22 protein-coding genes are annotated in these 23,393 nt (G+C 65.1%); 15 read left to right on the top strand and 7 right to left on the bottom strand.

The window, feature by feature from the left end; translation table 11 throughout:
• Nucleotides 1-23 precede the first annotated feature (23 nt).
• The 3 genes from HWQ56_RS18540 (at nucleotide 24) to HWQ56_RS18530 (ending at nucleotide 3,909) form a co-directional block, all read left to right on the top strand.
• Nucleotides 24-2,351, top strand: a complete 2,328-nt coding sequence (locus HWQ56_RS18540) for a TonB-dependent receptor (RefSeq protein ID WP_176571434.1) — start codon at nucleotides 24-26, stop codon at nucleotides 2,349-2,351.
• A gap of 251 nt (nucleotides 2,352-2,602) precedes the next feature.
• The gene (locus HWQ56_RS18535) at nucleotides 2,603-3,208 is read left to right on the top strand and encodes a LysE family translocator (RefSeq protein WP_176571433.1); all 606 of its coding nucleotides are present in this window, start codon (nucleotides 2,603-2,605) and stop codon (nucleotides 3,206-3,208) included.
• 65 nt (nucleotides 3,209-3,273) lie between these two features.
• Nucleotides 3,274-3,909 (top strand): TetR/AcrR family transcriptional regulator, encoded by a 636-nt coding sequence (locus HWQ56_RS18530; RefSeq protein ID WP_158154711.1) that lies wholly within the window; start codon nucleotides 3,274-3,276, stop codon nucleotides 3,907-3,909.
• A gap of 138 nt (nucleotides 3,910-4,047) precedes the next feature.
• On the opposite strand, the gene HWQ56_RS18525 is transcribed toward HWQ56_RS18530, so the two are convergent.
• Together HWQ56_RS18525 and HWQ56_RS18520 are read right to left on the bottom strand one after the other, a co-directional pair.
• A complete protein-coding gene (locus HWQ56_RS18525) occupies nucleotides 4,048-5,061 on the bottom strand; it encodes an alpha/beta hydrolase (protein WP_176571432.1) in 1,014 nt (337 codons plus the stop codon).
• Between the two features lie 269 nt (nucleotides 5,062-5,330).
• On the bottom strand, nucleotides 5,331-8,090 hold the full coding sequence (locus HWQ56_RS18520) for a beta-glucosidase (RefSeq protein ID WP_176571431.1): 2,760 nt from the start codon (nucleotides 8,088-8,090) through the stop codon (nucleotides 5,331-5,333).
• 473 nt (nucleotides 8,091-8,563) lie between these two features.
• On the opposite strand from HWQ56_RS18520, the gene HWQ56_RS18515 reads away from it, so the two are divergent.
• Genes HWQ56_RS18515 through gspD form a run of 12 tightly spaced genes read left to right on the top strand, consistent with a single transcriptional unit; the run spans nucleotide 8,564 to nucleotide 18,659 of the window.
• Nucleotides 8,564-8,782 (top strand): hypothetical protein, encoded by a 219-nt coding sequence (locus HWQ56_RS18515; protein ID WP_158158570.1) that lies wholly within the window; start codon nucleotides 8,564-8,566, stop codon nucleotides 8,780-8,782.
• Between the two features lie 57 nt (nucleotides 8,783-8,839).
• Nucleotides 8,840-10,561, top strand: coding sequence for a type II secretion system ATPase GspE (gene gspE / locus HWQ56_RS18510; protein WP_176571430.1), 1,722 nt, complete (start codon nucleotides 8,840-8,842; stop codon nucleotides 10,559-10,561).
• A gap of 3 nt (nucleotides 10,562-10,564) precedes the next feature.
• Nucleotides 10,565-11,767, top strand: coding sequence for a type II secretion system inner membrane protein GspF (gene gspF, locus HWQ56_RS18505; protein ID WP_176571429.1), 1,203 nt, complete (start codon nucleotides 10,565-10,567; stop codon nucleotides 11,765-11,767).
• Between the two features lie 22 nt (nucleotides 11,768-11,789).
• Nucleotides 11,790-12,200, top strand: coding sequence for a type II secretion system major pseudopilin GspG (gspG, locus tag HWQ56_RS18500; protein WP_176572430.1), 411 nt, complete (start codon nucleotides 11,790-11,792; stop codon nucleotides 12,198-12,200).
• Nucleotides 12,201-12,205: 5 nt separating this feature from the next.
• Nucleotides 12,206-12,634, top strand: coding sequence for a prepilin-type N-terminal cleavage/methylation domain-containing protein (locus HWQ56_RS18495; RefSeq protein ID WP_176571428.1), 429 nt, complete (start codon nucleotides 12,206-12,208; stop codon nucleotides 12,632-12,634).
• Nucleotides 12,631-12,996, top strand: coding sequence for a type II secretion system protein (locus tag HWQ56_RS18490; RefSeq protein WP_176571427.1), 366 nt, complete (start codon nucleotides 12,631-12,633; stop codon nucleotides 12,994-12,996). Before HWQ56_RS18495 ends, HWQ56_RS18490 begins: the two co-directional genes overlap by 4 nt.
• A complete protein-coding gene (locus HWQ56_RS18485; RefSeq protein WP_176571426.1) occupies nucleotides 12,993-13,571 on the top strand; it encodes a prepilin-type N-terminal cleavage/methylation domain-containing protein in 579 nt (192 codons plus the stop codon). Before HWQ56_RS18490 ends, HWQ56_RS18485 begins: the two co-directional genes overlap by 4 nt.
• Nucleotides 13,568-14,287 (top strand): general secretion pathway protein GspK, encoded by a 720-nt coding sequence (locus HWQ56_RS18480; protein ID WP_176571425.1) that lies wholly within the window; start codon nucleotides 13,568-13,570, stop codon nucleotides 14,285-14,287. Before HWQ56_RS18485 ends, HWQ56_RS18480 begins: the two co-directional genes overlap by 4 nt.
• Complete coding sequence (locus tag HWQ56_RS18475) at nucleotides 14,284-15,300, top strand: PilN domain-containing protein (RefSeq protein ID WP_176571424.1); 1,017 nt, start codon at nucleotides 14,284-14,286, stop codon at nucleotides 15,298-15,300. The genes HWQ56_RS18480 and HWQ56_RS18475 overlap by 4 nt, the downstream gene beginning before the upstream one ends.
• Nucleotides 15,281-15,892, top strand: coding sequence for a type II secretion system protein GspM (gene gspM / locus HWQ56_RS18470; RefSeq protein WP_176571423.1), 612 nt, complete (start codon nucleotides 15,281-15,283; stop codon nucleotides 15,890-15,892). Before HWQ56_RS18475 ends, gspM begins: the two co-directional genes overlap by 20 nt.
• Nucleotides 15,889-16,413, top strand: a complete 525-nt coding sequence (locus HWQ56_RS18465) for a general secretion pathway protein GspN (RefSeq protein ID WP_176571422.1) — start codon at nucleotides 15,889-15,891, stop codon at nucleotides 16,411-16,413. The genes gspM and HWQ56_RS18465 overlap by 4 nt, the downstream gene beginning before the upstream one ends.
• Nucleotides 16,410-18,659 (top strand): type II secretion system secretin GspD, encoded by a 2,250-nt coding sequence (gene gspD, locus HWQ56_RS18460; RefSeq protein WP_176571421.1) that lies wholly within the window; start codon nucleotides 16,410-16,412, stop codon nucleotides 18,657-18,659. The genes HWQ56_RS18465 and gspD overlap by 4 nt, the downstream gene beginning before the upstream one ends.
• Nucleotides 18,660-18,802: 143 nt before the next feature.
• Here the strand turns inward: gspD and HWQ56_RS18455 are convergent, their stop codons facing one another.
• Genes HWQ56_RS18455 through HWQ56_RS18435 form a run of 5 tightly spaced genes read right to left on the bottom strand, consistent with a single transcriptional unit; the run spans nucleotide 18,803 to nucleotide 23,392 of the window.
• Complete coding sequence (locus HWQ56_RS18455) at nucleotides 18,803-20,764, bottom strand: response regulator (protein WP_176571420.1); 1,962 nt, start codon at nucleotides 20,762-20,764, stop codon at nucleotides 18,803-18,805.
• Complete coding sequence (locus HWQ56_RS18450; protein ID WP_158158080.1) at nucleotides 20,754-21,629, bottom strand: sensor histidine kinase; 876 nt, start codon at nucleotides 21,627-21,629, stop codon at nucleotides 20,754-20,756. The genes HWQ56_RS18455 and HWQ56_RS18450 overlap by 11 nt, the downstream gene beginning before the upstream one ends.
• Entirely contained in the window at nucleotides 21,622-22,638 is a 1,017-nt protein-coding gene (locus HWQ56_RS18445) for an ATP-binding protein (RefSeq protein WP_176571419.1), read from the bottom strand. The genes HWQ56_RS18450 and HWQ56_RS18445 overlap by 8 nt, the downstream gene beginning before the upstream one ends.
• Entirely contained in the window at nucleotides 22,629-23,033 is a 405-nt protein-coding gene (locus HWQ56_RS18440; protein ID WP_158158082.1) for an anti-sigma regulatory factor, read from the bottom strand. Before HWQ56_RS18440 ends, HWQ56_RS18445 begins: the two co-directional genes overlap by 10 nt.
• On the bottom strand, nucleotides 23,030-23,392 hold the full coding sequence (locus HWQ56_RS18435; protein ID WP_176571418.1) for an STAS domain-containing protein: 363 nt from the start codon (nucleotides 23,390-23,392) through the stop codon (nucleotides 23,030-23,032). The genes HWQ56_RS18440 and HWQ56_RS18435 overlap by 4 nt, the downstream gene beginning before the upstream one ends.
• Between the last annotated feature and the right edge of the window lies 1 nt (nucleotide 23,393).

The following is a 23,393-nucleotide window of genomic DNA, read 5'->3' as shown; positions in this document are numbered from 1 at the left end:
GATAGCGCCATTGGGCGCAAAGGATGTTTCGCTTGAAGGTCAACCCACGTTTTGCCGCGCCGTTTGCGCGTCGTCCCGGCGCAGCCTTGCTGCTGGCCCTGATTCAACTGCCGGCCTGGGCGGACACCCCGGCTACGGGCGATGCCCAGGCCGATACCCACCTGGAAACTGTCACGGTCAGCGCCCGCCGTCGCGAGGAAAACGCCCAGGACATTCCCACGCCCATGACCACCCTCAGCGGCCAGGCACTTGAAAATCAGCGCTTGTACCGCCTGCAGGACCTGCAACAGGCGCTGCCCAGCGTCAACATCGCCTATAGCCAGTCCCGAGTCTCCAACATCGCCGTGCGCGGCATCGGCAACAACCAGGTGGGCGAGGGGCTGGAGGGCAGCACTGGGCTGTACATCGACAACGTCTATCTGTCGCGCCCTGGAATGGCCAGCTTCGATCTGCTGGACCTGGACCAGATCGAGCTGCTGCGCGGCCCGCAAGGTACGCTGTTCGGCAAGAACACCACCGCCGGCGTGCTTAACATCAGCACCCGCGCACCCACGTTTACCCCCGAGCGCAGCCTGGAGGTGAGCGGTGGCGAATACGGCTACGCGCAAACCAAGGGCACCGTGTCGGGCCCGCTAACCGACACTCTGGCCGGGCGCGTGTCGTTCTATCGCACCCGCGACGATGGATACGTGGACAACCAACACGATGGGCGTAGTTTCAATGGCGGTGAGCGCGAAGGCCTGCGCGGGCAACTGCTGTTCCAGCCCGATGATGATTTCAGCCTGCGCTGGATCACCGACTACAACCAGGAAAAATCCACCAATGGCGTCCTGACCCTATACGGTGCCTCGGACCGCTTCCGCCAGCGCGCCACCCTGATCGGCGCCAACCCCGACTATGCTCGCGACGGCAACGTGAACATCGACTCGCCGCAGTCGCTCGCGGTGTTCCAGGGCGGCAGCTCGCTGGAGGCCAACTGGAATCTGGACGGCGGTTATCGCCTGACGTCCATTACCGCCTACCGCTATTGGCACTTCCTGCCGCACAACGACGCCGACCTCACTGACCAGCCGGCAATTCTGGACAGCGGCACCGAGGTCACCACGCGCCAGTATTCCCAGGAAATCCGCCTGGCTTCGCCCGTGGGCGAGACCTTTGACTACGTGCTGGGTGCTTACCTTTACCGGCAGGACACCGGCAACCGCAACTTCGCCGATTATGGCCCCGATGCCGACCTGTTCCTGACCGGCGTCAACCGCGACATCTACAACAATGTCAGTACGCAGACCAATGGCAAAGTCACCACCGATAGCTATGCACTGTTCGCCCAGGGCAACTGGCACCTCACCGATCGCCTGGATCTGACCGCGGGCATCCGCGGCACTTATGAGGAAAAAACCGCCGACGTGCATCGCTTTGATCCTACCGGCGGCGCAACGCTCAGCACCGCGCTGCAAGCCAGTCGCCAAGCCCAGATGGGCGGGTATCAGTCCGGCGAATTCGGTTTGCACAGCGCATCGCCCTCCGGCTTGCTGAGCCTGAGCTATCACCTCAGCGACAACCTGATGACGTATGCTTCGCTGGCCCACGGCGAAAAGTCCGGCGGCATCAACCTGGCGGTGCCGTCCAGCGGCATGGATAGCGACAGCCTCGTGATTGGCCCCGAACGCCTCAATGACGCCGAGGTGGGCTTCAAGAGCACCTGGTTCGACCGCAGCCTGCTGGTCAATGCCAACCTGTTTTGGATGGGCGTCAACGGCTACCAGGCCTCCACGCGTGTCATCACCGCCGCCTCGGCGACGCCGGTTACCGTACTGGCCAACGCCGGTACCGTGCGCTCGCGCGGCGCCGAACTGGATCTGACCTGGCTGCCGGTGCGAGGCCTGACCCTGAACCTGAACGGCTCGTACAACGACACCACCTACCTGTCGTTCAAAAACGCCCCTTGCCCAGGCGAAGTCAGTACCGTCAACGCAGCGGCCACCTGCGACCTGTCGGGACACGCCGTGGTCGGGGCGTCGAAATGGATCGCCAACGCCAGCGGGCATTACCAGTGGAACCTGGCGAACGGCCTGCAGCCCTACGCGAACCTCTCGTACAGTTACCGCTCAGCGGCAGAAGGCACGCTGGACAATTCGGCGCTTTCGAAAATCGACGCCTACGGCTTGGTCAATGCGTCCACCGGCGTGCGTTTCGATGTGGGCGATGGGCAGGCAGACGTGTCGCTATGGGTACGCAACCTTACCGACAAGGATTACTACCTGACCGCATCGGCAGTGTCCAACGGCGCCTACAGCGGCTCCATCGGCAGCCCCAGAACCGCCGGGGTGACGTTACGATATGACTTCTGATAGCACCGCGCCCAGTTCATACATTGTCAGCCGTGCAATACCTGCAGCCGGATCTTGGATAGGTAGCACTTGCGCGCGCCCTGATGGCCAAAGCGCTGCAAGTCAGCGCGCAGCGTTCACCCACCGCACATCTGTTATGCCGTTAACAAAAAAAAATAAAACTGTACAGGTGCAATTTAATTTGGCTGTACCTCAGCCCCCAACCTGCAATGCTTTACTGTCACACGGCCCAACCACCCGAGTTCGCCGCCATGCTGTCCTCCCTCGACCTGCTGTACGCATCCGCCCTGTTCGCCTTCGTGTCGTCCATCACCCCGGGCCCCAACAACACCATGTTGCTGGCCTCCGGCGTGAACTTCGGTTTCCGCCGCTCCATTCCCCATGCCCTGGGCGTAAGCATCGGGTTCATGGTGATGGTGGTTGCGGTGGGCATGGGCCTGGCGGAAGTGTTCAAGGTGCTGCCGTGGGCCTACACCCTGTTGCGCTGGGCGGGGGCGAGTTACCTGTTGTACCTGGCGTGGAAGATCGCCCACTCCGGTCCGCCCTCGGGCGACAGCAGCGAGGCGCCCCGGCCCATGAGCTTTCTGGGGGCTGCGGCGTTTCAGTGGGTGAACCCCAAGGCATGGATCATGGCTATCGGCGCCATCACCACCTATGTGCCGTCCCAGGGGTATGTGAGCAACGTACTGGTGATTGCTTCGCTGTTCGCGTTGATCAACTTGCCCAGTGTGTGCGTGTGGGTCAGTTGCGGCAGTGCGCTGCGCAATGTGCTCAGTGAGCCGCGCTGGCTGCGCCTGTTCAATTGGGCCATGGCGTTGATGCTGGTGGCTTCGTTGTACCCGTTGCTCAAGGCCTGAGATTTGCCGTGGGCAGGCCGATCACGTTACGGTGTCGGCTCGAAAAAGAACTCAAGATGCTGTTCATGACTTCAGATTCTCAACCTGCCAAGCCCGCGCCGCGCCAGCGGCGCGCCCCCAAGGGCGAGAAGCGCCGCGAGGAACTGCTCGACGCTGCCCTGCAAATGTTTTCCCTGGAGGGCTACGGTGGCGCGTCGATTGCGCGTATCGCCGAGCTGGTCGGCATCTCCGTGGCCGGCGTGTTGCACCATTTCCCCAACAAGAGTGCGCTGCTGATGGCGGTGCTGGACCGTCGCGACGAGGTCAGCCAGAAAATCGCCGATGAAGTGCGCGGCGAGGCCACCCTGAGCGGGTTGCTCGGCAGCCTAAGCGCCATCAACCGTTCCAACGCCACCGCACCGGGGGTGATTCGTGCCTTCAGCATGCTCAACGCCGAAAGCCTGGTGGAGGGCCACCCGGCGTGGGCCTGGTTCCAGGCGCGTTACGCGACCATTCAGGCGCGCATGGTGGGCCAGTTGCAGGCGTTGGTTGTATTGGGCGAGGTGCGTGCCGATGTCGACCTGGGCGGGGTGGTGCAGGAATGCCTGGCGATGATGGACGGGTTGCAGTTGCAGTGGTTGCGCTTTCCCGAAGGGCTGGACCTGGTGGCGCGGTTTGATGAGTACCTGGCGCACCTGGACGCGTCCATTCGCGCGGGATAGCCACACTATGGCTGTGGGACCTATTGGTGGGGTTGCTCGCAGGCCTCGGCAGTATTCATGCGGGGTGCCTGGTACTGCGCGGCGGATGGGACGCGGCCAGGTCCGCTGCTACAGGCAGGGTTGGCCGCGGGAGCGGGCTCAGTTCAGGTGCACCTTCAACTCCTGACCGGCCTGACGCATGGCGGCCTTTACTTCGGGAATCGTGCTCAGTGGGTTGAGCAGGCCATAGTCGTGGATCATGCCGTTGTAGCGCACTGCCGTGACCTCGACACCGGCGGCGTCCAGGTGGCGGGCATAGGCTTCGCCTTCGTCGCGCAATACGTCCAGGCCGGCGGTCTGCACCAGGGCCGGTGGCAGGCCTTTGAGCTGTTCGGCACTGGCACGCAGCGGCGAGGCGTGGATGTCGGCGCGCTGGGCGGCGTCGGTGGTGTAGCTGTCCCAGAACCAGGTCATCATGTTCCGGGTCAGGAAGTGCCCTTCGGCGTATTGCTGGTACGAGGCGTCATCGAAGCTGGCGTCGGTCACCGGCCACAGCAACAGCTGGAAGCGCAGCGCGGGCGTGCCTTGTTCCTTGGCCATCAGGCTGACCACCGCGGCCATGTTGCCGCCCACGCTGTTGCCGGCCACGGCCAGGCGCTTGCCGTCCACACCGATCTGCTGGCCATGCTCGGCCACCCAGCGGGTCGCGGCGTAGGCCTGGTTGATGGCGGTGGGGTAGTGGGCTTCAGGTGAAGGCGTATAGTCCACGTAGACGGCCACGGCGCCGGAATTCACCACTAGGTCGTGAATCAACCGTGCGTGGGTAGGGTAGTCCCCCAGTACCCAGCCGCCGCCGTGGAAGAACATGAACACCGGCAGGTCACCCTTGGTATGGGCGGGGCGCACGATGGTCAACTGGATGGCCTGGCCGTCGGCCTGGATGGTCTTGTCGCTGACCTCGGTGCCCGACAGGTCGACCTTCACCGATTGCTGCGCACCGGTGAGTACCGCGCGGGCATCCTTGGGGCTCAGTTGCTCCAGTGGCTTGCCGCCGCTGCTGTTCAGGGCGTCGAGGAAGGCTTGGGTGTGATGTTCGGCCTGGTTGTCGGCGGCGACAGCGTTGCCGATGGACAGGGCCAGCAGGGAAGCGGTGAGGGTGGCGCGCAGGGTCATGGTGATGTTCCTTCAAGGGTTCGGTCGGTGTTGGCGGCGACCCGAGGGGTGGGTGCGCGGCATGGGGGACACTGTACGAAGTTGCCCTTGAGGGGACAATTAGCCGAAAAAGGAAATCATTGATTCTATTGTGGGGATAATAGGCGCCGTAGCAGCGGACCTGGCCGCGTCCCAGCCGCCGCTCACTGCCTGATGCACCGCGTGGCGGCCGGACGCGGCCAGGTCCGCTGCTACGGTCCGGGCGGCGAGCACCCGGACCGGCAGGTGTATCAGTTACCGCTGGCCGAACCCTGGGTGGTGGTCGAGGTGGTGTCGTAGTCACCGCTGTCGCTGGTGTCGGCGTCCTCACTGTCGGTCTGGTCGTACAGGCCGCCGGTGTTGATCGCTGGCAAGGTCACCTGGGTGGCCTTCAGCGCTGCGCGTGGCAACGGGTTGCTGGTGGTGGTCGACAGTTCCTGGCGGAACGGGTTGACCAGTTTGGCGTGCAGCTTGATGTCCTGGGACGAAGCACCCAGCGACAGGTCGAAGGTGTCGGCGTCGACCACCCACTGCTTGCTCTTCTCGTCGTAGTAGGCCAGCGAGCGGTCGTTGAGCTCGATGGTCACGCGCTTGCTTTCACCCGGCTTGAGGAACACCTTCTTGTAGCCTTTCAGCTCTTTGAGGGCGCGCTCGACTTTCGGGTGCTGCTGGCCCACGTACAGCTCGGCCACTTCGGCGCCGGCACGCTTGCCGGTGTTGGTGAGGTCGAACGACACCTTGATCGGCACGTTGCCCACTGCGGTCCCCGGGGTGACCTTGATGTTGCTGTAGCCGAAGGTGGTGTACGAGAGGCCGTAACCGAACGGATAAAGCGGCTTGGTGTGCTTCTTCTCGTAACCGCGGTAGCCCAGGAACAGGTCGTCCTTGTAGCTGGTTTCGGTCAGCGCGCCGCTGTTGTCGTAGTTCGGAAAGTCGGCGTACAGCGGGTTGTCTTCGATGTTGCGCTCGATGCTGATCGGCAGCTTGCCCGACGGGTTGACCTTGCCGAACAAAATCTCGCCCACTGCCTGGCCACCGTTCTGGCCAGGGAAGAAGGCATGCAGCGCGGCCGGCACGTTGTCGATCCAGTCGCTCATCTTCAGGCCGGTGCCGCCGTGCATGGCCACCACGGTGTTGCGGTTGACCTTGGCGATGCTGTTGATCAGCTCGTTCTGGTATTCAGGCAGGTCGAAGCCGTGGTCGAAACCTTCACCTTCGTATTCGTTGCTGTTGCCCACGGCGACCACGACCGCGTCGTACTTGGACAGGTCTTGTGGCGCGGCCAGGGACGCCCAGCTCATCTGCACGCCGACCATGCCGCCCATGGTGGAGAGGTAGCCGTCGCGGCGCGAGTATTCCAGCTTGATGTCGTAGGCCTTGCCCGCTTCCAGCTTGATCTTGCCCGACACGGGGATGGTCGGCGGGATGCTGTTGGTGGGCAAGTGCTCACCGTCGCCGTTGTTGATGATTTCCTGGCCGTTGACCCACAGGCGCACGGCGCCGTCGGCACGCACCTTGAACACCTGGTCGCCGCTGGTGGTCGGGGTGACCTGGCCGGTCCAGCGTACCGAGGTGTTGGACGTATCCCCATTGGTGGGCAGGTCGGTGTCGCTGGACCAGTCCATGTTCACGTGGGTGTCGGTGCGGGTGGCGGCAGGGTCGCCGGACCACGTGGCGTTGGTGAAGAACTCCGCGGTCAGGCCGGCCACGTTCTTGCCGGTGCTGCTGTCGGTGTGGCTCCAGGTGGACACGGTCGGGTCCAGGGACAGGCCGTCGATGAAGTCGACCTTGGCGTTCGGCGCAGTCTGGGCGATGCCCGACAGCTCGCTGATGTACTGGGTGGCCTCGACGTTGGCACTGCCAAAGCCGGTCGGCGGCGCGTACTTGGCCAGATTACCGACCACGGCGATTTTCTTGACTTTCTTGGCGTCCAGCGGCAGCACGTCGCCTTTGTTCTTCAGCAGCACGATGCCTTCACGGGCCACGTTCAGTGCCGTCTTGTTGCTGGTGGCGCTGTTCATGTTGTGCACGGTGGACGGGGTCTTGCTGTCGAACTTGAACAGGTAGATCTGGCGCAGGATGCGGCGCACCTTGTCGTCGATGGTGGCGGCGCTGAGCTGGCCGTTTTCCACGTACGGGGTCAGGGCGGTGGCGTTCATCTGGTAGCCCATCATGTCCAGGTCGGTGCCGGCGTTGGCCGCGGTGATCCCGGTGATGATGGCGTTGTAGTCACTCTGCACGAAGCCCTTGTAGCCCCATTCCTTTTTCAGGATTTCGCCGATCATGTGCTTGCTTTCGCAGGCGTAGTCGCCGTTCACCTTCTGGAACGAGCACATCATCATGGCCACGTTACCGTTCTTCGACGCCGATTCGAAGGTGGGCAGGGTCATCTCGCGCAGCACGCGCTCGGGGATGGTTTCGTTGAGGGTGAAACGGTTGGTCTCCTGGTCGTTGGCGGCGAAGTGCTTGGCTTCAGCCCACACGCCACGGGCCTGGATGCCGTTGATCACCGCAGGGCCCAGGCTGGCGCCCAGGAACGGATCTTCACCGGACAGGTATTCGAACGCACGGCCGCCGTAGGGGGTGCGGTACAGGTTCATGCCTGGGCCGGTCACGTACTGGTAGCCGCCGGTAGCGGCGTCATAGCCCAGGGCGCGGCCGAAGTCGATGGCGCGACGCGGGTTCCAGGTGGCGGCGATGTTCGGGCCGGCGGGGTAGACCACGCCCTGGTCATTGCCGTTGCTGGTGTAGCGAATGCCAGCGCCGCCGTCGGCACCGTAGATTTGCGGGATGCCGTACTGGGTCAGCGGCTTGACGTCCCAGCCACCGGTGCCGGCCAGGTAGTTGAGCTTTTCTTCCTGGGTCATTTTCGCCAGGGTCTGCTGCGCTGCCTTGTCGGCTCGTGCTTCACGCGCTTGCTGCTGGGCAGGGTCGGCGGCGTGTACCTGTGAAATGGCCAAGGCCAGCAGAGCCAGCGCCGATTGCGCGCCCAAGGTTCTACGTTTGTTCATGTGTTACTCCAACGGCCAGTGGTGTCCATATACGGCGGTGCCTGCCCGGGTGGGCTGAGCACTTTCTCCAGACAAAACGCGGCCATCGCCCTGATTGCCAAGTTGCAAAAAAGGGCGCTGTGCGGACCATGTTTTCAAACAAGTTAAATCAACTTGTCATGCTTTCTGTCTATATAGGAGGTGCCATTATTACGCTATCGTTTGTAGCCTGAATCAGCCCCGATAGCGGCGAAATTAAGACAATTGTTGTCGTCTCTTGTCAATCGAAAGGTTTTTTTCGTCGATTTTCGTGATTTTGTGTCCGGATGTGTGAACCATTGCAAAACCTACTGGTCGATGGGTTTAGCGATTTCGAGGGTGCTTGTCTCGGTTCGCTAGTTCTTCAAGCTGGCACTGTGCGCTATTGTCGCAGTTCAACTTTCAGTGATGGCTATTTGAACTTTCTTATTTTCCGCTCAATGGAGTTACTTGTTATGAAACTGTCTTTCGTGGCGGCCTGCGCAGCCCTGAGCCTGTCGTTCGCCGGCGCCACCTTCGCTGCAGATTCCACTGACGCGTCCACCGCCTCCGGCGCTTCCGACTCCACCGTCATGACCCAGAGCCACGACACCAAGGCCACCCAGAAACACAAGAACGAGTCGAAGAAAGGCGGCCGTCCGCTGAACACCACGGCGAAGAAAACCGCCAACTGACCCTCCGCGTTTCATCCGGCCGGGCATCGTCGCTGATGCCCTGGCCCCCAGATACAGTTGCCCACCGTGCCTGACACTTCCCCGACCCTTCCCGCCGCCCCCGACGATGCTCAGGTGTGCCAATGGCTGATGCGCCATTCCGGCCTCAAGGCCGTCGACCTGGAGCGTGCCCGCCGCCTGGCCGCCGAAGACGACGACAGCGAATTGCCAGCGTTGCTGACGCGGCTGGGGCTGGTGTCGGAGCTGGAACTGGCGCGGGCCTGGTCAGCCTTGCTCGCCGTGCCGTTGATGCTCGCCGAACAGGCGCCTGGCACGCTGGAACGCGTGCCGCCGCTCACTGAACGTTTCCTGCGCCACTACCGTGTGGTGCCGGTGGCCTGGGACGAACAGGGCGTCGAGCTGTTGGTGGCCCACCCCGGCAACCCGTACCCGTTCGAAGCCGTGGCCCACGCCTGTGCGGCGCCAGTGCGCCTGGCCATTGGCCCCGGCAACGAGATCGACAGCCTGATCGAGCGTTACTACGGTCAGGGGCGCTCGGCCATGGGCTCGCTGATCGAGACGCTGGACGAAGACAGCGGGGCGCTGGAAGACATCGAGCATTTGAAAGACCTGGCCAGCGAGGCCCCGGTCATCCGCCTGGTCAACCTGATCATGCAGCGGGCCGTGGAGCAGCGCGCATCGGACATTCATATCGAACCGTTCGAAAGCCAGCTCAAGGTGCGTTACCGCATCGACGGTGTGTTGCACGAAGCCGAGGCGCCGCCGTCCAGTTCCTCGGCGGCGGTGATCAGCCGGGTAAAGATCATGGCCCGCCTGGACATCGCCGAGCGCCGCTTGCCTCAGGACGGGCGCATCATGCTGCGCATCCAGGGCAAGGAGCTGGATCTGCGGGTGTCGACGGTGCCCACCAGCTTTGGCGAGTCCGTGGTGATGCGTTTGCTCGATCGCCAAACGGTGAGCTTCGATTTCCAGAGCCTGGGGTTCGATGGCGAGCGCCTGGAAGGCTTCCTCGATGTGCTGGAAAACCCCCACGGCATCCTGCTGGTGACCGGCCCCACTGGCTCGGGCAAGACCACCACCTTGTACACCGCGCTGTCGCGCCTCAACACGGCCGAACGCAAGATCATCACCGTGGAAGACCCGGTGGAGTATCAACTGGAAGGCATCAACCAGATTCAGGTGAAGCCGGCCATCGGCCTGGACTTCGCCGGGGCGCTGCGCTCCATCGTGCGCCAGGACCCGGACGTGATCATGATCGGCGAAATGCGCGACCTGGAAACCTGCCGCATCGCCATTCAATCGTCCCTGACCGGCCACCTGGTGCTTTCCACCCTGCACACCAACAGCGCCGCGGCGAGTATCACCCGCCTGCTGGACATGGGCGTGGAGAGCTACCTGATTGCCTCGACCGTGAAGGGCATTCTGGCCCAGCGCCTGGTGCGCCGCCTGGACCCGGCCACGCGCATCCCGTTCGAAGCGCCGGCCGAGCTGGTGGCCGAACATGGCCTGGACCGTTTCACCGACCAGCGCCCCATCCTGCTCTACAAACCCGCCGTGTCGGCGACCGGCAGTGGTTACTTCGGCCGTAGCGCCATCACCGAATTGCTCGTGATGAATGAAGAGCTGCGCAGCCTGCTGATGCGCCAGGCCGATGCTGCGACGCTGGAGCAGGCCGCCCGTCGCGGCGGGCTGCGCACACTGTATGAAGAAGGCCTGCGCCAGGCCGTGGCGGGCATCACCTCGCTGGAGGAGGTGCTGCGCGTAACGCGCGGCGAATAAGCCATGGCTCATTTCAAGTACCGCGCCCTGGATAACGATGGCGCCAGCCAGCAGGGCAGCATTGAAGCGCCCGACCAGCAGGGCGCCGTGGCGCTGTTGCAAAAACGTGGACTGCTGGTAGTGCAGGTCGATGCCTTGGGCGGACCTGGCCTGCGCCGGGCCCTGAACCGCGGCGCGTTGAATGGCGCGGCACTGGTCAGCTTCACCCAGCAACTGGCGACCCTGCTGGGCGCCGGCCAACCCCTGGAACGCTCGCTGGGCATCCTGCTCAAGCAGACCCAGGCGCCCAAGGCCCACGCCCTGATCGAGCGCATCCGCGAACAGGTGAAAGCCGGCAAGCCCTTGTCCCAGGCGCTGGAAGAGGAGGGCGGGCAGTTCTCCACCCTGTACATCAGCATGGTCCGTGCCGGCGAGGCCGGCGGCGCCCTGGAAAACACCCTGCGCCAGCTCAGCGATTACCTGGAGCGCAGCCAGACCCTGCGCGGCGAAGTGATCAACGCGCTGATCTACCCGGCCTTCCTGATCGTCGGCGTGCTGGGTTCCCTGGCCCTGCTGCTGGCTTACGTGGTGCCGCAGTTCGTGCCGATTTTCCGCGACCTGGGCGTGCCGATTCCGCTGATTACCCAGGTGATTCTGGCGCTGGGCGAGTTCCTCAGCGCCTGGGGCCTGATGGTGCTTGCCGGGTTCATCGTGGTCGTCTGGGGCACGGCGATCGCCCTGCGCGACCCGGCCCGGCGCCAGCGCAACGACCGGCGTCTGTTGCGCATCAAGGTCATCGGCCCGTTGCTGCAACGCATCGAAGCCGCCCGCCTGGCGCGCACCCTCGGCACCTTGCTCAGCAACGGCGTGGCGCTGTTGCAGGCGCTGCAGATCGTGCGCCAGGTGTGCAGCAACCGCGCCGTCGTCGCCCAGGTCGAACACGCCACCGAGTGGGTCAAGGGTGGCGGCACGTTGTCCAGTGCGTTCGGCCAGCAACCGCTGCTGCCGGAACTGGCGATCCAGATGATCGACGTCGGCGAACAGGCCGGCGAGCTGGACAGCATGCTGCTGAAAGTCGCCGAGGTGTTCGACGTCGAAGCCAAGCGCGGCATCGACCGCCTGCTCGCTGCTCTGGTGCCCAGCCTTACCGTGGTCATGGCCGTGATGGTCGCCGTGATCATGCTCGCCATCATGCTGCCGCTGATGAGCCTCACCAGTAACATTTAAAGGAACCAACCCCATGAAAACCATGAAGTCGGCCCGTCGCCAGGGCGGTTTTACCTTGCTGGAAATGCTCGCGGTGATCGTGCTGCTGGGCATCGTCGCCACCATCGTCGTGCGCCAGGTGGGCGGCAACGTCGACAAGGGCAAGTACGGCGCCGGCAAGGCGCAACTGGCCAGCCTGAGCATGAAGGTGGAAAGCTACGCGCTGGACGTGGGTTCGCCGCCGGCCAACCTCAACCAGTTGGTGACCAAGCCGAGCAACGGCGGCAACTGGGCCGGCCCGTACGCCAAGCCGTCGGACCTCAAAGACCCGTTCGGCCATGCCTTCGGCTACCGCTTTCCCGGTGAGCACGGCAGCTTCGACCTGATCTTCTATGGCCAGGACGGCCAACCCGGCGGCGACGGCTACAGCGCTGACCTGGGCAACTGGGAATAACGCTGATGCACAGGGCCCGGGGCTTCACGCTGCTGGAAATGCTGGTGGTGATCGTGCTGATCGGCGTGGCCGCGGGGTTGGTGGGCTATGGCCTGCAGCGCGGGTTGCACAGTGCCAGTGAGCGCAAGGCCGTGGTGCAGATCGTCGAAGCCCTGCGCGCTACCCGCGTGCGCGCCATCGTCACGGGGCAGCCGGCACGCACGCGCTTCGACCTTCAGCAGCGTGTGTTTGAAGCACCCGGCAAACCCGCAGCCGCATGGCCTGCGGACCTCAACCTGCAACTGCACACCGCTGCCGACCTGGGCGCTGCGTTTGAGTTCTACCCCGACGGCGGTGCCAGCGGCGGCCACCTGTTGCTCAATGACGGCGCCCGGCGCTGGCGCATCGATGTGTCCTGGCTGACCGGTACCGTGCAATTGCAGGCAGTGCGATGAAGCTGCAGCAGGGCTTCACGCTGCTGGAAATGCTCGCGGCGCTGACGGTACTTGCGCTGTGCAGCGCCGTGTTGCTGGTGGCCTTCGGGCAGGCCGCACGGTCGCTCAAGCAGGTGCAGGCCAGTGACCGTCTGAGTGCCGCGGCACGCTCGATTCTCGACGAAGAAGCTGACGGGCCATTGCAGCCCGGCAGCCGCGACGGCACCTGGGCGGGTGGCATCCGCTGGCACCTGGATATTCGCGGGTTGCCGGTGGCGGCGAACCGCTTGCGCCTGTTTCAGCTCGACGTGCGGGTGCGCGAAGGCCAGCGCCAGGCGCGCTTCGGTACCCTCAAGGTGCTCGGCCCGGAGGCGGCGCAATGAAGGCGCGGCAACGGGGTTTCACCTTGCTGGAAATACTGCTGGTATTGAGCCTGCTGGGGGTGCTGCTGGCGCTGGTGGCCGGGGCGATCCTGGGCGCCAACCGCGCCGTGGCCAAGGCGGAACATTACACCGAGCGCCTGGACGAGGTGCGCGCGGCTCAGGCCTTCTTGCGCTGCGCGGTTGGCCAGGCCTTGCCCCTGGACGATGGCCAGCAGCGGGTGTTCGTCGGCAGCGAGCAAGCCATGGCGTTCATGGCGCCCCTGTCCGCGAACCTGGGTGGGGGCATTTATTGGCACACCCTGAGCCTGCACGGCCAACGCCTGGAAGTGGCCATCACCCAGGGCGGTCAAGCCTGGGGCGAGCCCCAGGTGTTGCTGCACCAGGTGCGCGGGCTGCACTTGAGTTACCGCGGCTATTCACCCAAGGGGCAGTTGAGCGACTGGCTGTCCACCTGGCCATGGCCAGGGCGCTTGCCCCGCGCCGTGCGTATCGATGCGCAACTGGCCGGCCCGGTGCCGTGGACCGTCGAAAGCGTGACCCTGCGCCTGGACCTGTCGACGGTGGCCGGGCAATGACGCGACAGAAGGGCGTGGCGCTGTTGCTGGTGCTGTGGGTGCTGGCGCTGCTGAGTCTTCTGCTCGCCGGGCTCGCGGGCTGGGTGCAACTGGAAAGCCGCCAGGCCCTGTGGCAGCGCCAGCACACCGAAGCGCTGCTGGCCGCCGAGGCCGGAGTCAACCTGGCCGTGGTCAGCCTGACCGACCCGGCGCAGCAGCGTGCCTGGGCCGCCGATGGCCGTGCCCATGAACTGGCCTTCGAGCGCGCACGGGTGCAGGTCAGCGTGGTCAGCGAGCGCGGCAAACTCGACCTCAATGCCGCCAGCACGGCCGATGTGGTGCGCTTGCTGCAGGCCTGCGGCGGCGCGGTTCAGGCACGTGCGCTGGGGGCGGCCCTGGACCAGCGCCGGGGCAACGGCCAGCCGCCGTTGCGGGTGCTGGAAGAGCTGCGCCAGTTGCCGGGCATGAGCCAGGCGTTGTTCGCTTGCGCGGCCCCTCAGGTGACGCTGTGGAGTGGCCAGGAAAGCCCCGACCCGGCCCTCGCCACACCCTGGCTGCGGCGTGCCCTTGGCCTGCCCAGCCTGAACATCAGCGGCGCCGAGCCCGGCCCGATCCTGACCTTGACCAGCGTCGCACAGTTGCCCGGTGGCTTCAGCGCGGCACTGGTCGTGACCCTGTTACTCAACCCGTCCACGGAGGGGGCCCGACCGTATCGGGTCCTGCATTGGCAAGAATGAACCTGAACACGCTCTACGCCGATGGGCGCGCCGCGCTGCATCGCCGCTGGCACGCCAGCCCCGCCCAGCGCCTGTGGCAAGCCTGGCGCGATGAACTGCTGGGCGTGCTGCCCCCTGCCTGGCGCGCGCGGTTGTCGGGCAGCGCACCCTTGCAGGTGCTGCACTGGCCGCTGGAACAACCGGTCACTGACAGCGTGCCGCGGCTGCTGGTGCTGCCGCGCGGCGAGGTGCTGGTGCAGACCCTGAGCCTGCCCCTGGGGGCCGCCCGTGACCTGCAGACGGTGCTGGGTTTCGAGTTGGACAGGTACACCCCCTATCGGGCCGACCAGGTGCACTTCTGCGCCCAGGTGCTGGGGCAGGGCGGTACCAGCGTCAAGGTGCGTCTTGTGGTGATGGTGCGTGAGCGCCTGGAGCAGATTCTGGCAACCTGCGCCGGCATCAACCTGCACGGCATCGACGTCCGCGACGGCGAACGCCTGGGTGTCGACCTGCTGCCCGAGGCCCAGCGCCCGCGGCGGGCCCGCGGTGGGCGCTTCAATCAGGGCCTGCTGCTGGCCTGTGCCGCGTTGTTGCTGACGCTGATGGTGCTGTGGCTGCAATCGCGCGAAGCCCTGTTGATCGAGATGCAGGCGCAGGTGCACCAGCAACAGGCGCAGATCAGCCAATTGCAGCAAGTGCGCCAGACCCTGGCCAACACCCAGGGCGCGGCCCAGTACCTGATTGAGCGCAAGGCCGCGCAGCCGGCGCTGGCCAGTGTCATCGCCGACCTCAGCCACTGCCTGCCTGACGGCACCTGGCTTGAACAGTTGGAAATCAACGACAGCGGCGAAGTGGCGCTGTCCGGCCAGAGCACCCGTGCCAGTGCCCTGATCGGCCAGTTGAAGCAGTGCCACACCTTGGATGACCCACAGTTCCAGGGCGTCATACAGCCCGACAGCGACAGCGGCAAGGACCATTTCGCCTTGCGCGCGCACTTGCATCAGGAGGCTGCCCATGAAGCGCGCGCTGACTGAACGTGAACGCCGCGGCGCGGCCTTGATCGCCCTGGGTGTGGTGCTGGCCGGGTTGTATTGGCTGCTGGTGCAGAGCTGGTTCACCGGCCCATTGAGTGATATCGATGGGCAGATCCAGCAACTGCGTGAACAGCAGCAACGCTATGCCGGGCAATTGGCGCTGCGCCCGCTGCTGGATAAACAGTTGCAGCGTGCCCGCCAGGATCCGGCCAGCAGCACCAGCCTGCTGCCCGGCGATGACCCCAGCGCCGTAGCGGCCGACCTGATGCAGCGCATCGCCGACCTGATCAAGGCCAAGGCCACCCAGGGTGCCGGCTGCACCCTGACCCAGCGCATGCCCATCACCCCGGAGCAGGACAGCGCCCAGCCGTACCGCCAGGTGAAGGTCAGCCTGACGTTGGAGTGCGGTATCGAACCGTTGATGGCCCTGTTGCACACCCTGGAATTCCACCGGCCGTTCCTGTTCGTCGATGCCCTCAGCGTGCGTCGTGCCAGCAACGCGCCGGCCACCGGGGGTGCCGGGCGCCTGACCGTGCACCTGCTGGTGCGCGGCTACCTGCCCAAGGCCGCCGCCGCCCAGGAGGCCCCATGAAACTGACCGTGAGCCTGGTGCGTGCGGGGTTGTTGCTGGTTGTTGGCGGCCTTGCTTTGGCCACAGGGGCAGTGCTCAGTGGCGCCGGTCGCGACCCGGGTTGGTTGCCGCCAGCCGCGGCCCGGCCCCCGGTTGCCAGCAAGCACACCACGGCCCAGGCATTGCCCGTGGTTGAACTGAACAGCCTGGCAGACGCCTGGCAAAAACCCCTTTTCAGCACCGATCGCAGCCCCGATCAGACCGTCCAGGGGCCTGGCGCCGACCTGGCCGGCCTGGTGCTCACCGGGGTAATGATCAATGGCGACCTCAAGCTGGCCTTGCTGCGCGACGCCAGCGGCCACGGCCTGAAAGTCGCCGAAGGCCAGGCCTTGCCCAATGGCTGGACCTTGCAACAGCTTTCCCCCCTGGCGGCGCAGTTCGGCCGCCAGGGCCAAACCCGCAGCCTGCGCTTGCCGGCGCCGCGTCTCCCAGCCCCTTCACGCGCGGCCATGCTCACGCTGCCGCCGGTAACCGCACCATGAAATTGCTTGCCACTGGAGTCACCCCGTTGCGCACCCCTTTGCTTTGCCTGGCCACCGCCGTCGCCCTCGGCGGCTGTGCAACCTCGCCCAACCACCCCTTTGAAAATGACCCAGGCCTGATGCATGAGGCGCTCAACGGCACCGGCGACCAGCGTCAGCCCGTGGTCGATCAGGCGCCGGCCATGCCCGCCAGCAACAGCGGCCCGGTGGCGCCGCAACGGCAGCTCTTCAACGGCAGCCAGCGCTTCGTGCGCCCACCTGTGGCGGCAAGGGGCGCTAGCGAGGAGGGCGGTGGCGACATCGTGTTCAACTTCACCAACCAGCCCATCGAGGCGGTGATCAACACGGTGATGGGCGACCTGCTGCACGAGAACTACAGCATCGCCCAGGGCGTGACCGGTGACGTCAGCTTTTCCACGTCCAAGCCGGTGAACAAGAAAGAAGCGCTGTCGATTCTGGAAACCCTGCTGTCCTGGACCAACAACGCCATGATCCGCCAGGGCAACCGCTACGTGATCTTGCCAGCCGCCCAGGCCGTGGCCGGCAAGCTGGTGCCGGAAATGACCGTGTCGCAGCCGTCCGACGGCCTGTCGGCGCGGCTGTACCCGCTCAAGTACATCTCGGCCACCGAGATGCAGAAACTGCTCAAGCCGTTCGCCCGCGACAACGCCTTCCTGTTGGTGGACCCCTCGCGCAACGTGCTGAGCCTGGCCGGCACCCCGCAAGAGCTGGCCAACTACCAGGACACCATCGACACGTTCGATGTCGACTGGCTCAAGGGCATGTCCATCGGCGTCTACGGCCTGCAGCGCGCCTCGGTGGCCGAGTTGATGCCGCAACTGCAGAAAATGTTCGGCCCCGACAGCGGCATGCCACTGGCGGGCATGGTCAAGTTCCTGCCCAACGAACGCACCAACTCGGTGGTGGCCATCTCGGCCCAGCCTGAGTACCTGCGCGAAGTGGGCGACTGGATCAAGACCATCGACGAAGGGGGCGGCAACGAGCCGCAGATGTATGTGTACGACGTGCGCAACATGAAGGCCACCGACCTGGCCAAGTACCTGCGCCAGATCTACGGCAACGGCCAGATCAAGGACGACAGCGCGGCCAAGGTCGCCCCTGGCCTGCGCACCACGACCTTGTCATCGCTCAATGGCAGCAACAGTTCAGGGATCGGTTCAACCGGCACCTCGGGGCTGACCAGCACCGGGACCCAAGGGCTCAGTGGCGGCAATTCGCTGAACAACAACTCGATGCAGAACGGCGACGACGACAGCGACGGCGACGACCAGCAGGACGACAGCGCCGCCAGCGCCACGACCGGCGGCCAGCAGAAGAGCCTGGACGACAGCACCCGCATCACCGCGCAGAAAGCCAGCAACCAGTTGCTGGTGCGCACGCGGCCGGCGCAGTGGAAAGAGATCGAGTCGGCCATCAAGCGTCTCGACAACCCGCCCATGCAGGTGCAGATCGAAACACGCATTCTGGAAGTGAAGCTCAGCGGTGAACTGGACCTGGGGGTGCAGTGGTACCTGGGCAAGCTGGCCGGCAACTCTTCCAGCACCACGGTGGCCAACACCAGCGGCAGCCAAGGCGCATTGGGCGGTGGCGGGGCAGGGTTGGGGTCGACCGATTCGCTGTTCTACTCGTTCGTCAGCAGCAACCTGCAAGTGGCGCTGCATGCGCTGGAGACCACCGGCCGCACCCAGGTGCTGTCGGCGCCGTCGCTGGTGGTCATGAACAACCAGCAAGCGCAGATTCAAGTGGGCGACAACATTCCCATCAGCCAGACCACGGTCAATACCAGTACCTCCGACACCACCCTGAGCAGCGTCGAATACGTGCAGACCGGCGTAATCCTCGACGTCACCCCGCGTATCAACCCGGGTGGCCTGGTATACCTGGATGTGCAGCAGCAGGTCAGTGATGCGGACACCAGCAGTGAAACCACCACCCAGACCAACCCAAATATTTCTACCCGGTCGGTGTCGACCCAAGTGGCGGTGCAGAGTGGTCAGACCGTGTTGCTGGGCGGGTTGATCAAGCAGGACAACAGCGAAACCGCCTCCAGCGTGCCCTACCTGGGGCGCATCCCGGGCCTGCGCTGGTTGTTCGGCAGCACCACCAAGTCCAAGGACCGTACCGAGTTGCTGGTGCTGATCACGCCACGGGTGGTCACCAGCAACAGCCAGGCGCGGCAGGTGACCGATGACTATCGCCAGCAGATGCAACTGATCAAGCCTTGACCCCTGGGCGCTTGCTGGCTACGTCGTTACGGTGCTGCATGGGCCGCGCCGGCGGTACACGCGGTGTGCCTGACACTGCGCGGTGATCGTGACGCGGCCAGGTCCGCTGCTACGCGCTACAAGCAGGCTGCGGCGCGAGGCCGCTACACCTGTGGGATTTGCGGGGCGGTGTCGAGCATGCGGCGCACTTTGTTGACCAGCTCGGTGATCTGGAACGGCTTGATGACCATGTCCATGCCCTGGCCAAGGAAGTGCTGGCGGCTGACGGCGTTTTCGGCATAGCCGGTCATGAACAGCACCGGCAGTTCGGCACGGTGGTGGCGGGCGATGTCGGCCAGGTCGCGGCCGCTCATGTGCGGCAAGCCAACGTCGGTCAGCAGCAGGTCGATGCTGGGGTCGCTGTGCAGCAATTGCACGGCGTGGTGCACATCCTCGGCCTGGGTGCAGCGGTAGCCGCTGTCCACCAGCACTTCGGTGACGAACAGGCGCACCGCGGCCATGTCTTCCACCACCAGGATGTGTTCGCCATGGCCGTTGTGGGCCTGGGGCAGGGGCACGCTATCTTGCAGGTCGGCGTCCTGCCCGGCGGGCAGCAGCAAGGTGACTTCCGTGCCATGGCCGACCACGCTGCGAATGCGCACGTCACCGCCCGACTGGTGGGCGAAGCCGTAAATGGTCGACAACCCGAGGCCTGTACCCTGGCCCAGTGGCTTGGTGGTGAAGAAAGGGTCGAATACCTTGCCGATCACACCATGCTCGATGCCCACGCCGTCATCCTGCACGCTCAGTACCACGTAAGCGCCGTCGGCCAGTTTCAGGTCGCCGTGGGAGCGGGCAGCGAAGGTGCTCACGCGAACGTGGCCGCCGCTGGGCAGGGCGTCGCGGGCGTTGATGACCAGGTTCAATACCGCGCTTTCCAGCTGGATCGGATCGACCAGCGCGATGGCCGCCTTGCTGGTCAGGTCCAGCTCAAGCTGAATGTGCTCGCCGATGGTACGTCGCAGCAGGTCTTCCAGCGACAGGATATGTTCGTTGACGTCGGTGGCGCGGGTGTCCAGCGGTTGTTGGCGGGCGAAGGCCAGCAACCGGTGGGTCAGCGCCGCGGCACTGGTGGCCGAGCCCAGGGCCGCGTCGGTATAGCGCAGCACGGCATCGTTACGACCTTCGCTGATACGTTTCTTGATCAGCTCCAGGCCCGTGATGATGCCAGTGAGCAGGTTGTTGAAGTCGTGGGCGATGCCGCCGGTCAGTTTGCCCAGGGCGTCCATTTTCTGCGCTTGCAGCAACTGCGCTTCGGTACGGGCGCGCTCGGCCACTTCTTTGGCCAGCTGGTCGTTGGCGCTGTCCAGCTCCTGACGGTGCGAGCGCTCGCGCTGGCGGTGCTCGGTGACGTCCTCGACGAACACCAGGCTGTGCCCCGGGGTGCGGTAGGGGCTGATCTGCCACTCGGTCTCGCGCAGCTGCCCGTCGACGCGCATGTTCAGGGTGCCGCGCCAGCGCTCGCCGATGGCCAGGCGCAGGCGCAGTTCGTTCAGCACGTCGTCCTGGTCGGCGGCGAAGCAGTGCTGCAGCCGCTCGCTACCCAGGTTGTCCTGAATCAGGTCGGTGAAGGCCTGGTTGCATTCCACCACATCGAGGGTGGCGTCCATTACCGCGATGGGGGCGGCGATGTTGACGAAGATTTCCCGGAACCGCGCTTCGCTCTCGCGCAGCGCGTGTTCGGTGTCGCGCACCCGCAGCAACGTGCGCAGGGTGGCCAGCAGCACGTCCGGGTCCACGGGGTGAATCAGATAGGCATCGGCACCGTTGTCCAGGCCGGTGATGATGTCACCGGTCTGGATCGACGCCGCCGACACATGAATCACCGGCAGCAGCGCCGTGCGCGGGTCGGCGCGCAGCTGGCGGACGATGTCGAAGCCACTCATGTCCGGCAGGTTGACGTCCAGGATCAGTGCGTCGAAGCTCTGCGCGGCGATCAGCGCCAGCCCTTCGGTACCGGTGCCAGCCTCCTGCAAGCGGTAGCCATGCCGCTCCAGGCGCCGGCGCAGGGCATAGCGAGTGGCGCTGTTGTCATCGACGATCAGCAGGCTGGGTTCATCCTTCATCAGCAGTGTCCTGGGCCATGGCCAGCGGAATGATCACATAGAAGGTCGAGCCCACGCCCGGCTCGCTGGTAACCCCCACCTGGCCGCCCAGCAGCGCAGCGAAGCGCTTGCACAGCGACAGGCCCAGGCCGGTGCCGCGCAAGCGTTTCTGCAGCGGCGAGTCCACCTGGCTGAAGTCTTCGAACAGGGTGTCGTGGAGCTCGGGGGGGATACCGATGCCAGTGTCACTGACGGCGAAGCGTACCTCGCGTTCGTTCTCCAGGCTGGCCGAAATACGCACGTAGCCGCGCTGGGTAAACTTCAGCGAGTTGGAAATGAAGTTGCGCAGGATCTGCGCCAGCTTCTTGTCATCGCTGTACAGCCGCGGCAGGCCCACCGGCTCTTCGAAGATCAGGTCCACCTGGGACATGTCGACAATGGGCCGGAACATGCCGCGCAGCGCCGAGAACAGGTCGAACATGTCGAACCAGGCCGGCGAAATGCTGATGCGCCCGGCTTCGATCTTGGCCAGGTCCAGCAGGTCGTCGACCATGTCGCTGAGCTCGCGCGCTGCCCCGCTGACGAACGCCACCTGCTTGTGCTGCTCGGGGCTCAGCGGCCCGTCGAGCTCGTCGCTGAGCAGGCTGGCGATGCTCAGGATCGAGCCCAGCGGGGTGCGAAATTCATGGCTCATGTAGGACAGGAAGCGGCTCTTGAGGTCCGAGGCCTGGCGCAGTTCCTCGGCTTGGTTGTCCAGTTCGCCATACAGGGCCAGCACGCCCTGGTTGGTTTCTTCCAGTTCGACCCGCAGGGCCTGTGCTTCGCTTTCCAATTGGGCAATGCGCGCCTCGTAGGCGGCGTTGGAAAGGGTGGGAAGTTCAGGCATTGGGCAGCTCCAGGGTAATGACCAGCACGGTAACATCGTCGCGCCCGCGACAGAAGTCGCGGTGCAGCACCGTGGCGATCACCGCGGGGTGGCGGAAAATCAGGCCTGGGTACTCGCGCAGGTTCCAGCGCGATTGCAGGCCGTCGCTGTAGAGAATCAGGCACTGGCCGCTGACCTGAGCATAGTCGAAGCCCTGGGCCTTGCGGTATTGGCCGCCGACGATGCCCGGGTGCGAGGCCAGCCCGCGGCTGCGGTCGGCGGCCAGCAGGGTGGCGCCGATGTTGCCGATACCGACGAATTCCAGACGGTCGGCCCTGGCGTCGAACTGGGCCACCGCCACCGCGCCGCCGCGGCTGCCGTTCATGGCCTGGTGCATGTCCTCCATCAACCCCACGGGGTTGCTGAACGGCGCCAGGGCAAAGGCCCGGGTGCCAGCGCGGGCCGCATGTTCGGCGTCTTCGCCATGGCCCAGGCCGTCGATGACCACGGCGCTGATGCCCTGGTCGCTGACGTGCACCTGGAAGGCATCACCGCAGGCCGGGTCGTCGTGCAGCGAATGCTGGCTGACGCCAATGGCCAGGTCCGGGGCCTTGTCACCCCGGCGCCAGAAGCGCGCCAGCACCACGGCGCCGCGCTCGTCGGCGTACAGGTCGAACACCTGGGCCTGGCGGTCGATGGCACCCAGGCCGATGCCTTGGGTACCGCCGGTGGAAAATCCGTCGGCCAGGCAGGCGCTGCGGTCAAAGCCAGCGCCGCGGTCCACGGCGATGACCTCCACCCCGGCGCCGTCGGGCCGGGGCAGGGTGCGCAGGTGCAGTTCGCCATGGCCGGCGTGCTTGAGGATGTTGCTGCACAGCTCGGTGACCACCAGAGCCACCCGGCCGGCATCGGTTTCGTCGAAGCCCAGGCGTTCGGCCAGCTTCTGCGCCGTGCGCCGGGCATGGCCGATCTGGCTGCTGTCTTCCATCACCAGCACCTGGGTGAGGGCACTCGGGAACGTCATGTCCATCGCGTAATGGTCACCCGTGTGCCCGCGCCCGGTGCGGTGTCCAGCTCGAAGTCGTCCACCAGCCGGCGCGCCCCGGTCAGGCCCAGGCCCAGGCCGCCGCCCGAGGTCCAGCCATCGGTGAGGGCCAGCTTGATGTCGGGGATGCCGGGGCCTTCGTCGCGGAAGGTCAGGCGCAGGCCGGTGCGGCCGTTCTGCTCGACGATCTGCCAGTCCATGTCGCCACCGCCGCCATACACCATGGTGTTGCGCGCCAGCTCGCTGACTGCCGTCACCAGCTTGGTCAGGTCGATCAGGCGCATGCCACAGTCGGTGCACAGCTTGCGGGCGGTCTGGCGGGCCAGCACCACGTCCTGCTCGATGCGTACCGGTTGGGTGCCGCTGGAGAGGACGGTCATTGCGTAGCCACTCGGTCTTGCAGCAGTTTCATGCCGCGCTCGACATTGAGGGCGGTGCTGACGCCTGGCAACGTCAGGCCCAGCTCCACCAGGGTAATGGCCACGGCAGGCTGCATGCCGACCAGCACGGTCTCGGCGTCCATGATCCGTGACAGGCCCGAGATGGTGCCGATCATGCGGCCGATGAACGAATCGACGATGTCCAGGGCAGAGATATCGATCAACACACCGCGCGCCGAGGTGCGGCTGATGCGCTCGGACAGGTCGTCCTGCAAGGTCAGCGCCAGCTGGTCATGCATGTCGACCTGAATGGTGACGAGCAGGAAGCTGCCCATCTGCAGAATAGGGATGCGATCCATA

This window comes from Pseudomonas eucalypticola, from assembly GCF_013374995.1.
GTDB lineage: Bacteria > Pseudomonadota > Gammaproteobacteria > Pseudomonadales > Pseudomonadaceae > Aquipseudomonas > Aquipseudomonas eucalypticola.
The sequence above is the reverse complement of the archived record's forward strand: the minus strand, read 5'-3'. Positions and strand labels throughout refer to the sequence as shown.